We start from the raw sequence: 9226 nt of genomic DNA, 5'->3' as shown, positions 1-9226 counted from the left end.
CCGTGGCCGACGAGGGCTGCGGGATCCCGGCGGAACACCTGGACCGGATCTTCGATCCCTTCTTCACCACCAAGCCCGACGGCAGCGGGCTCGGTCTCGCGACCTCCTATTCGATTGTCCGTCGCCACGGCGGCGCGATCCATGTGGCGTCCGAACCGGGGAGGGGCACCACCGTTGAGGTGTACCTCCCCGCGGCCGGCGCGGAGGCCCTCGAGGACCGGACACCCCCCAGAGGATACCAGGCGCCGTCGCTGCGCGGGCTTCGCGTCCTGGCCATGGACGACGACCCCGTGCTGCGGCAGATCCTGGCCGAACGCCTCGCCGAGGAGGGGATCGAGGCGCGGGTGGTCTCGTCGGGGGAGGAGGCCGTGGAGGCGTTCGCCGGAGCCCTCCGGGCGGGGGCGCCCCCCCACGCCGTGGTGCTCGACCTCACGGTGCGAGGCGGTCTGGGCGGGGAGGAGGCGTTGGAGCGGATCCGGGATCTTTCAAGGGAGGTGTTCGCCGTGGCGGTCAGCGGGTACGCGGAGGCCCCCGCCGTGGCCCGCCCCCGGGAGCACGGGTTCGACGCGGCGATGGCCAAGCCGTACGCGCTCGCCGATCTCCTGCGGGTGATCGCGGAAGGGGTCGGCGGAAGGGCCGGCTGACGGGCCGAACGTCCGCCCCAGCCCCCGCGGTCACGTCCCGGCCGCCTCCCGCAGGGCGTCGAGAAGTTCCTGGGCCCGGGTGGGTTTCTCGACCCGCCGGACGGGCCCGGTGCCGGCAAGGGATTCCCCGGCGTGGGCGTCCCCCCGGCGAACGAGGAGAATCACGGGCAGGTCCGGCAGGAGTTCCCGGGCGGCCCGCACGGCCGCGGCGGCGGGGCCGTCGGGGGAATCCCAGTCGGCCACGAGGGCGGCGGAACGGTCCCCGCCGCAATCCAGGGCGTCCCGGACGCCATCGGGTCCGGCCGCGGGGCGAGGGGCGAAGCCGTGTTCCGCGAGGAGCCGGGCGAGGATCTCCACGAGGCCCCGCTTCTCACCGACCAGGACCACGGGACGGCGCGCGGCCTCCTGTTGGGGCGCTTCCTCTGCCTCCCCCATCCCCCCGGGTGGTTGCTCATCCACCGGGCGGTCTTCGGCCAGCGGCAGCACCACCTCGAAGCGCGCGCCCCCGGCCGGCCGGTTCCGGACCCGGACGCTCCCCCCGAGTTCGTCCGCCACGATCCGCCGCACCGTGGCGAGCCCGATCCCCGTGCCGCCCCGGCCGCTCCGGGTGGTGAAGAAGGGCTCGAAGATCCGCTCCCGCAGTTCCACGGGCACCCCCGGCCCCTCGTCCTCCACGGTGAGGCGGGCCGCACCCCCGGCGCGCTCCACCTTGATCTCGATACGGCCGCTCCCTTCCATGGCCTGGGCCGCGTTCACGCAGAGGTTGAGGAGCACCTGCTGGAGCCTGGGTTCGTCGGCGCGCACCGAAGCGCCCTCCGCGCGGGACGTATCGATGAGGATCTCCACGCTCCCGGGCACGGCCGTGCGCAGGAGATCCTCCGCCCTTCGGACCGCGGCCCCGAGGTCCACCGGCACGAGCGGCCCGGGGCCCAGGTCGCGGCACAGCGCCAGCACCTGTTGGGCCAGCACGGCCGCCTGGGTCGCCGCGGCCTCGATCCGGGCCACCTTCGGCCGCAGGGGCGAGTCGTCCGGCAGCTCGCTCTGCACGAGTTCCGCGTACGCGAGGATGGGGGTGAGCAGGTTGTTGAAGTCGTGGGCTACCCCGGAGGCCACGAGCCCCAAGGTCTCGAGCCGCTCCACCCGGCGCACGGTCTCCTCGGCCCGCCGCAGCCGCTCCTCCCGCTCCTCGTCCCGGGTGATGTCGATGAAGATCCCAAACAGGTGGGTCCCGTCGCGCGGCAGCCGCACCGGGGTCACCACGTCGAGAATCCAGCGCACCTCGCCGCGGGCCGTAACCATCCGGTAGCGCAGTTCGTGGGGTTCCCCGGCCCGGCTCGCCACCATGCACGCCCGAACGGCCCGCTCGCGGTCCTCGGGATGGATCCGGTTGGCCCACGAGGCGAGATCGGTCCACGCCTCCGGGGGGTAGCCCGTCAGGGCGGTGACCTGCCGGCCCATGAACAAGAACCGGTCGGCGTCCAGGTCGAATTCCCAGGGGACCTCGTGGGTGCGTTCCAGAAACGTCTTGTAGAACGCCCGGCTCCGGGCCAACTCCTCCTGCTCGCGGACCCGGTCGGTCACATCGCGAAACGTGAGGATCCAGCCGCCGTCCGGGAGCGGGTTGGCCCGGCCCTCCACCACCCGGCCATCGGCCCGGGGCGTCTCGATCACCGTGTTCGGGGCGCGGCGTCCCAACTGTTCCAGCCGTTCCCGGGTCAGGGCCTCCGGGTCCTCCGGGGCTGAGATCCCGGCGCGGCACACCTCCCGGATGCAGTCCTCGATGGGGGGCTGGCCGGCGAGAAATTCCGGGGAAAGGCCCCAGAGGTCCCGGTACGCCCGGTTCGCGTACCGCACCCGGCGGTCCGGCCCCAGGATGGCCACCCCGTCCTCGGAGGCCTCGAGGGCGTGGAGGAGCAGGTCGCGTTGGAGTTTCGGATCCGTCATGGGGGTCCCCCGAACCGCCCGGCGTTCCCCGGTCGGTTACCAGATACCAGAAAACTTCCCTGCGTCAAGGGCACGTTCCGCTCGTTTTCTATCGGCACGCGGTTGGCCTCCTTGAGCCCCGGCCAAGGCCCCACCGCGAAAACCGGAAATAATGCTCTCGGGCGAGAACATAAAGTCGCGGGCGGTGTCAAGAAAGACGGCGGACTGCCGATCCCTTGGGGGTGTGATGAATCGTTTGCTCGCCCATGAGAACACACGGGAGGCCGAGATGCCGGAGTTCGGGCCGTTTCGCATCCTGGTGGTCGACGACGAACCCGCCGTGGGGCGGACCCTGTGCCTGCACCTGCGGCTCCACGGATACGAGTGCCGAAGCTGCCACGAGCCCACCGAGGCCCTGGGGTTGCTCGAGAGTCCGGAGGGGAACCCGTTCCACCTCGTGATCACCGACCTGGTGATGCCCGGGCTCGACGGGCTCACCCTGATCCGGCGGTGCCGGGAGGCGGGCAGTCCGGTCCAGTTCGTGGTGATCACGGCCTACCACCAGCTCGACCGGGTGGCCGAGGCGTACCGGTTGGGGGTTTTCGATTATCTGGTGAAGCCGTTCGAAAGCCTCGACGAGGTCACCGAGGTGGTGCGGGGGGCCGAGGCCCGGTACCTGCGGTGGCGGCGTCTATTGCTCGACGCGATGGAGGCCGGGTCGTGAACTGGCTCGACAAGGTGTTCTCGTCGGCGGTTCGGGTGAAGGTGCTGCGGGTGGTGGCCCGCCGGGGGGGGCTGTCGGGGCGAAGCATCGCATCGGCCGCGGGCGTCGCGCCCTCAGCGGCCAAGCGCGCCCTCGACGAACTCGAGGAACTCGGCTTGGTCCGTCGGGGCGGCTCCAAGGGGGTGCACCGCTTTTACCTCTCGGAACGCCACTGGCTCGCCCGGGACCTCGCCCGGCTGTACGAGGCCGAGGCGGGCCTGCCCCACCGGGTGGCCGACGTTCTCCAAAGGGAGATCCGGGCCGCCCGGGTGCCGACGGACGTGGTCGCCGTGGGGTTCGGGCCGGACGGGCGGGTGGAGGCGGCCTGCCACCCGAGGGCCGCGGGCCTGGACGGGATCACGGGGGCGTTGGCGGCCGCGGTTGCGACGGAGACGGGAATTCGCCTCGATCGAATCGTCTGGGACCCGTCGGAGGCGCCGGACCTGGCGTGGGTGTGGATGTCCCGCGCTTCCGGGCCTCGGCGCCCTCCGGGGCCCGGGTTTTTGAAGTACTTCGGCATCGACACGGAATCGGAGGGAGACGGCGATGGGTGAGCCCGCGGTCGGGAACGGGAGGCCCTCGGGGGTGTACATGCCCACGGTGCTGGTGGTGGACGACGACGGGAGCGTGCGCGCCTTCGTGGCCGAGGCCGCCCGGGACCTGGGATGCCCGGTGCTGGAGGCGTCCGACGGCCTGGAGGCCTGGATGCTCTTTCAGGGGGAGCGGCCCGAGATCGTGGTGTCCGACATCCGCATGCCGGGGCTCACCGGGGTCGAACTCCTCCGGGAGATCCGCCGGGTCAGTTCGGATACCGAGGTGCTCCTCATGACCGCGTTTTCCGAGCGCCAAACCGTCGTGGAGGCCCTGCGGTCCCGGGCCACGGACTACGTGGAGAAGCCCGTGGACCTGGAGACTCTGCGCCGCCACCTGCAGCCGGCGATCGAGCGGTGTCTCCTGCGGCACGAGACGGCCGTCCTCCAAGAGGAGGCGGCGCGCCTGCGGGAGCGCGAGGCCCGGGAATCGCGGCTCGCCACCCTGGGGCGGCTGCTCGCCGGACTCGCCCACGAACTCCGCAACCCGCTCACGTTCGTCAAGGGGAACGTCGAGGTCCTGGAGCGGTGCGTGGCCCGCACGGGGGACGCGGATCCCCAGGGGCCGGCCGTGTTGCCCGGGCTCACGCGGGCGGACCTGGAGGCCCTGGTGCGGGACCTGGCCCAGGGGGTTCACCGGGTGGAGGATCTCGTGAAGGGGCTCCAGGGGTTTGCCAAACCGCGTCGCAACGAGGCCGAGCCGCTGGACCTGGGGGAGGTGCTCGAAGCGTCGGCCCGGCTGGTGCGGCACCGCATGCCGCCCCACGGGGTGTTGCGCGTGGAGGGACCCGAGGTGCCGGTGTTCGTCCTGGGCGCCCGCGCCGACCTGGAGACCGCCTTCGTGAACGTGCTCGTCAACGCGGCCGAGGCCGTCGGCGTCACCGGCGGCCGCGTCGGCGTCCGCGTGGCCCTCGGACCGTACGGCACGCGGGAGTATGACGGGGTGGCCGAGGTCGTCGTGGAGGACGACGGGCCCGGGATCCCCCAGGGGCTCCTGGACGAAGTGTTCATGCCGTTCTTCTCCCGCAAGGAGGGGGGGACCGGCCTGGGCCTGAGCCTGGCCCACGAGGCCGTGCGGCGGTGTGGAGGGCAGATGGAGATCGAAAGCGAGGAGGACCGGGGAACGAGGGTCGTGATCCGGCTGCCCTATCGGGCCTCCCCGGGGCCGGAAGAGGGGCCGTGAGCGGGGCCGGGGTTTCCCCGGGGGAACTGGCCGGGCGCCTGTCCCGGGCGGCCGGCCGGGTCGCCGATACGGCCCGGGCCTCGGAGGAGCGGTTCGTGGCCTACCTGGGCCGGGTCCAGACCCTGCTCGAATGCTGCCTCGACGCCGCGGCCCGGGCCGAGGAGACGGCCGGCCGACTGGGCGGGGTGGGGCTCGAGGCGGTGGCCGACGACCTCCGGCGGGGCATGGAGGCGCTCGCCGGGTGGGACGGGGGCTCCCACGCGGGCCGGGCCCTGGACCGGCTGGTGGACCCCCTGGCCCACGTGCCCGCTGCCGCCGAGGAGGCGAAACGAGCCGTGCGGTACCTGCGGGCGCTCGCCGTGTCGACCCGGATCGAAGTGGCGCGATTCGGGGCCGCCCGAAGCGACCTCATGGTGCTCCCCGAGGTGGTGGCGCGGCTGTCGGTGCGGATCGGGGAGCTGTTCGACTCGGTACTCAGCCGCTCCCGCCGGCTCGAAGACGCCGTGCGCGCCCGCCGGGACGAACTCCGGCGGCTCGAGGCCCGGGGGGTGGAGGACCTGCGGGCCGCGGTGGAGCGGATGCGGGAGGCCCTGGACGCGAGCGTTGCCGCGGCTTCGAGGGCCCGGGCGGCGGCCGAGGGGATGGGGCGGGCGGCCCAGGCGGCCGGGGCGGCGGCCGGCCGGATCCTCACCGCGCTCCAGTCCCAGGACATCACGCGCCAGCGCCTCGAGCAGGTGGGGCTCGCCCTGGGGGAAGCGGCCGGGTACGCGGGGGATCCGGCGCAGGCCGGCCGCGTCGCGGCGCAGGCCGAGATCGCGTCGGTTCTGGCCCTCGAGATCGCCCAGATGGACGAGGCCCTCGACGCCTACGCGGCCGCGCTCGAGGCGGTGGGCCGGGAGTTCGACGAGATCGCCGAGGCCGCGGCCGGGCTGCGAACGTCGCTGGAGGGCCTGCAGGCGGGAAGCGGGGGCGACGCGGTCGGGGGCGGCGGGGACCTCACCGCCCATCTCGAAGCCCTCCGGGCCTCCAGGGACGAGGTGGCCGGGATCCTTCGGCAGGCCGCGTCGGAGGCGGAGGCCCTCACCGGTCAGGTGGATACGATCGAGGACGTCGTCTCCGATCTGGACCTCATCGCGCTCAACGCCATCATCCAGGCGGCCCGGGCCGGAAGGGAAGGCCGCACGCTGGCGGTGATCGCCACCGAGATCCAGCGGGAGGCCGCCAAGGCCGGGGGGGTGGGGCGGGGGGTGGCCCACGCCCTGCGCCGCCTCGGGGAGGCGTCGGCGTCGCTTCGGCAGAGTCAGGACGGGGACGACGGGCTCGAAGGGTTCGCCGGGCTCCCGCAGCGGCTCGAAGGCGCGGCCCGGGCGCTCGAAGCCATCCGCCGGGAGGCCGAGACGGAACTCGGCGCATGCCTTGGGCGGCTCGACGAGACGCTCGCCGAGGCCCGGCGGGATTCCCCCGCCGCGTGGGTGCGCGACGAGGTGGCGTCGGCCCGCCGCGAGATGGCCTCCCTCCTCGAGACCCTCCGCGCCGCGGTGCCCCCGGGCGTGGCAGGGCCCGGGGATCTGGTCGACCGCGTGCAGAGGGACTACACCATGGCCACCCAGCGCCGGGTGCACGAGGAGGTCGTGGGGGGCGCGGCCGACGAGGAGGCCGGGGAGTTCGGGGACAACGTGGAGCTGTTTTGAGAGGGAACCCGACATGCAAACGGTGCGGCTCGCGGGAAAGATCACGGTGGAGCGGATCGGGGATGCCTTCCGAGCCCTTAGGGAGGCGTTCGAGGCGGACCCCGACGTGCGGGTCGACGCCTCCGGGGTGGAGGAGGCGGACTCGGCGTTTCTCCAGGTGCTGGCCGCGTGCGGGCGAACGGCCGGGGCGAGGGGCGGCTCGTTTCGGCTGACGGGGGTGTCCGGGGCCCTCGCCCGGGTGGCCGAGGCGGCGGGATTTTCGCTGGAGGCGTGGATGGGAGACGCAGAGGAGGGCGGCGATGGCTAAGCGGATCCTGGCGGCCGACGACTCGGCCAGCATGCGCCAGGTTGTGTCCTTCACCCTCAAGCAGGCCGGCTACGAGGTGGTCACGGCCAACGACGGAAACGACGGGGCGCGAAAGCTCGACACGGACGGCCCCTTCGACCTGGTGCTCACCGATCTCAACATGCCCGGAATGGACGGCATCGGGCTGATCAAGGCCGTGCGGGCCCATCCCAGGCACCGGTTCACGCCGGTGGTCATGGTGACCACCGAGTCGGCGGCGGCCAAGAAGGCCGAGGGCAAGGCGGCCGGCGCCACCGGCTGGATCGTGAAGCCGTTCCAGCCGGAGCAGCTTCTGGCCGTGGTGGCCAAACTGATCGGGAAATAGGCCGGGAGACGAAAACCCATGAGCGACGCGTACCGCGAGGTGTTCCTCCAGGAGGCCGGCGAACTCCTGGCCGAACTCGAGGAAGTCCTCCTCGAACTGGAACAGTCCCCCGGCGACATGGACCTGGTGGCCCGGGCGTTCCGGGCGCTCCACACCATCAAGGGGTCGGGGGCCATGTTCGGGTTCGACGACGTGGCCGCCTTCACCCACGAGGTGGAAACCGCCTTCGACCGTGTGCGAAACGGCGAGGCCGGGGTCACGCCGGAGTTGATCGAACTGGGGCTCCGGAGCCGCGACCACATCCGGGCGCTCCTGGAGGGGCGGGCCGACCCGGGAGAGGCCGAGGCGATCCTGGCCGGGCTCAAGGGGGCGCCGGCCACGCCTCCCGCCGGGGACGCGCCCGCGGCCCCGCAGGGGCCGGCCGCGGAACCCGGCGAACCCGCGAGCCCGGCCGTGTACCGGATCCGGTTCGTCCCGCCCGCGCACCTGTGGCTCACCGGCACGGACCCCCTGCGGCTCCTGGGCGAACTGCGGGAACTCGGGGAGTGCCGGGTGGTGTGCCACGCCGACCGGGTGCCGGCCCTGGAGGATCTCGACCCCGAGAACTGCTACCTGACCTGGGACGTCGTGCTCCGCACCGACCGGGGGGAGAACGCCGTCCGGGACGTGTTCCTCTTCGTGGAGGACGAAAGCGACCTTCGGATCGAGCGGATCGCCGGCGTCGAGGAGGACGACGACGGGGTGCGCCGCATCGGCGACATCCTGATCGAGCGGGGCGACATCTCGGCCGAGGACCTGCGGGACGCGGTGGCCGAGCAGAAACGCCTGGGTGAGATCCTGGTGGAGAAAGGGAAGGTCACGCCCTCCCAGGTGGCCTCGGCCCTGGCCGAACAGGAGGTGGTCCGCAAGGGGCGGGAGGCGCCGGCCGTGGAGGCCACGGTGCGGGTGAGCGCCGGCAAGCTCGACCGCCTCGTGGATCTGGTGGGGGAACTCGTGATCGCCCAGGCCCGGCTGGCCCGGCGGGCGGACACCGGCGGCGATCCGGAACTCCTGTCGATTTCCGAGGAGATGGAGCGGCTCACCACCGAGCTCAGGGACACCGCCCTGAACATCCGGATGATGCCCATCGGCACCACCTTCAGCCGGTTCCGGCGCCTCGTGCGCGACCTTTCGGCCGAGCTCGGCAAGGATGTGGCCCTGGTGACCGAGGGGGCCGAGACCGAACTCGACAAGACCGTGATCGAGCGGCTGGGGGATCCCCTGGTGCACCTGATCCGAAACAGCCTCGACCACGGGATCGAGCCCCCCGAGGAGCGCGAGCGCGAGGGGAAGCCCCGGCAGGGCACGGTGCGGCTTGCGGCCCGCCACGCCGAGGCCAACGTGGTGATCGAGATCACCGACGACGGCAGGGGGCTCGACCCCGAGGCCATCCGGGCCAAGGCCGTCGAGCGGGGGCTCCTCGCCCCCGACGCCCGGCCCTCGGACCGGGAACTCTTCGATCTCGTCTTCGAGCCCGGGTTCTCCACGGCCAAGGCGGTCTCGAACGTGTCAGGCCGGGGGGTGGGCATGGACGTGGTGCGCCGGTCCATCGAGGCCCTGCGGGGCACCGTGGAACTCGAGAGCCGCCCCGGCGAGGGCACCCGGGTCGTGATCCGGCTGCCGCTCACCCTGGCCATCATCGAGGGGCTCCTGGTGGAAACCGGGGGAAGCGCGTTCGTCGTGCCCCTCGACCTCGTGGAGGAGTGCGTGGAACTCGGCCGG

The 9226-nt window shown here is 72.9% G+C and carries 9 protein-coding genes; 8 read left to right on the top strand and 1 reads right to left on the bottom strand.

Annotated elements, in window-relative coordinates:
• The coding region (locus ACY0I8_RS13750) for an ATP-binding protein (RefSeq protein WP_461395212.1) at positions 1 to 644 on the top strand (644 nt) is incomplete at its 5' end.
• A 30-nt stretch (positions 645 to 674) separates the two neighbouring features.
• Here the strand turns inward: ACY0I8_RS13750 and ACY0I8_RS13745 are convergent.
• Entirely contained in the window at positions 675 to 2588 is a 1914-nt protein-coding gene (locus tag ACY0I8_RS13745; protein WP_461395211.1) for a PAS domain-containing sensor histidine kinase, read from the bottom strand.
• A 226-nt stretch (positions 2589 to 2814) separates the two neighbouring features.
• Between ACY0I8_RS13745 and ACY0I8_RS13740 the strand changes: the two genes are divergently transcribed.
• From ACY0I8_RS13740 to ACY0I8_RS13710, 7 genes are all read left to right on the top strand, one after another.
• Positions 2815 to 3291, top strand: coding sequence for a response regulator (locus tag ACY0I8_RS13740; RefSeq protein WP_461395210.1), 477 nt, complete (start codon positions 2815 to 2817; stop codon positions 3289 to 3291).
• Positions 3288 to 3884 (top strand): MarR family transcriptional regulator, encoded by a 597-nt coding sequence (locus tag ACY0I8_RS13735; RefSeq protein WP_461395209.1) that lies wholly within the window; start codon positions 3288 to 3290, stop codon positions 3882 to 3884. Before ACY0I8_RS13740 ends, ACY0I8_RS13735 begins: the two co-directional genes overlap by 4 nt.
• Entirely contained in the window at positions 3877 to 5103 is a 1227-nt protein-coding gene (locus ACY0I8_RS13730; RefSeq protein WP_461395208.1) for a hybrid sensor histidine kinase/response regulator, read from the top strand. Before ACY0I8_RS13735 ends, ACY0I8_RS13730 begins: the two co-directional genes overlap by 8 nt.
• On the top strand, positions 5100 to 6794 hold the full coding sequence (locus ACY0I8_RS13725) for a coiled-coil domain-containing protein (RefSeq protein WP_461395207.1): 1695 nt from the start codon (positions 5100 to 5102) through the stop codon (positions 6792 to 6794). The genes ACY0I8_RS13730 and ACY0I8_RS13725 overlap by 4 nt, the downstream gene beginning before the upstream one ends.
• A 13-nt stretch (positions 6795 to 6807) precedes the next feature.
• Positions 6808 to 7101, top strand: coding sequence for an STAS domain-containing protein (locus ACY0I8_RS13720; protein ID WP_461395206.1), 294 nt, complete (start codon positions 6808 to 6810; stop codon positions 7099 to 7101).
• Positions 7094 to 7465: a response regulator gene (locus tag ACY0I8_RS13715; protein ID WP_461395205.1), complete on the top strand. Its 372-nt coding sequence runs from the start codon at positions 7094 to 7096 to the stop codon at positions 7463 to 7465. The genes ACY0I8_RS13720 and ACY0I8_RS13715 overlap by 8 nt, the downstream gene beginning before the upstream one ends.
• A gap of 18 nt (positions 7466 to 7483) precedes the next feature.
• Positions 7484 to 9226, top strand: a 1743-nt coding sequence (locus tag ACY0I8_RS13710) for a chemotaxis protein CheA (RefSeq protein ID WP_461395204.1), incomplete at its 3' end; no start/stop codon positions are given.

It is taken from the genome of Deferrisoma sp., assembly GCF_054681715.1.
This window is presented reverse-complemented; position numbering and strand designations above follow the sequence as displayed.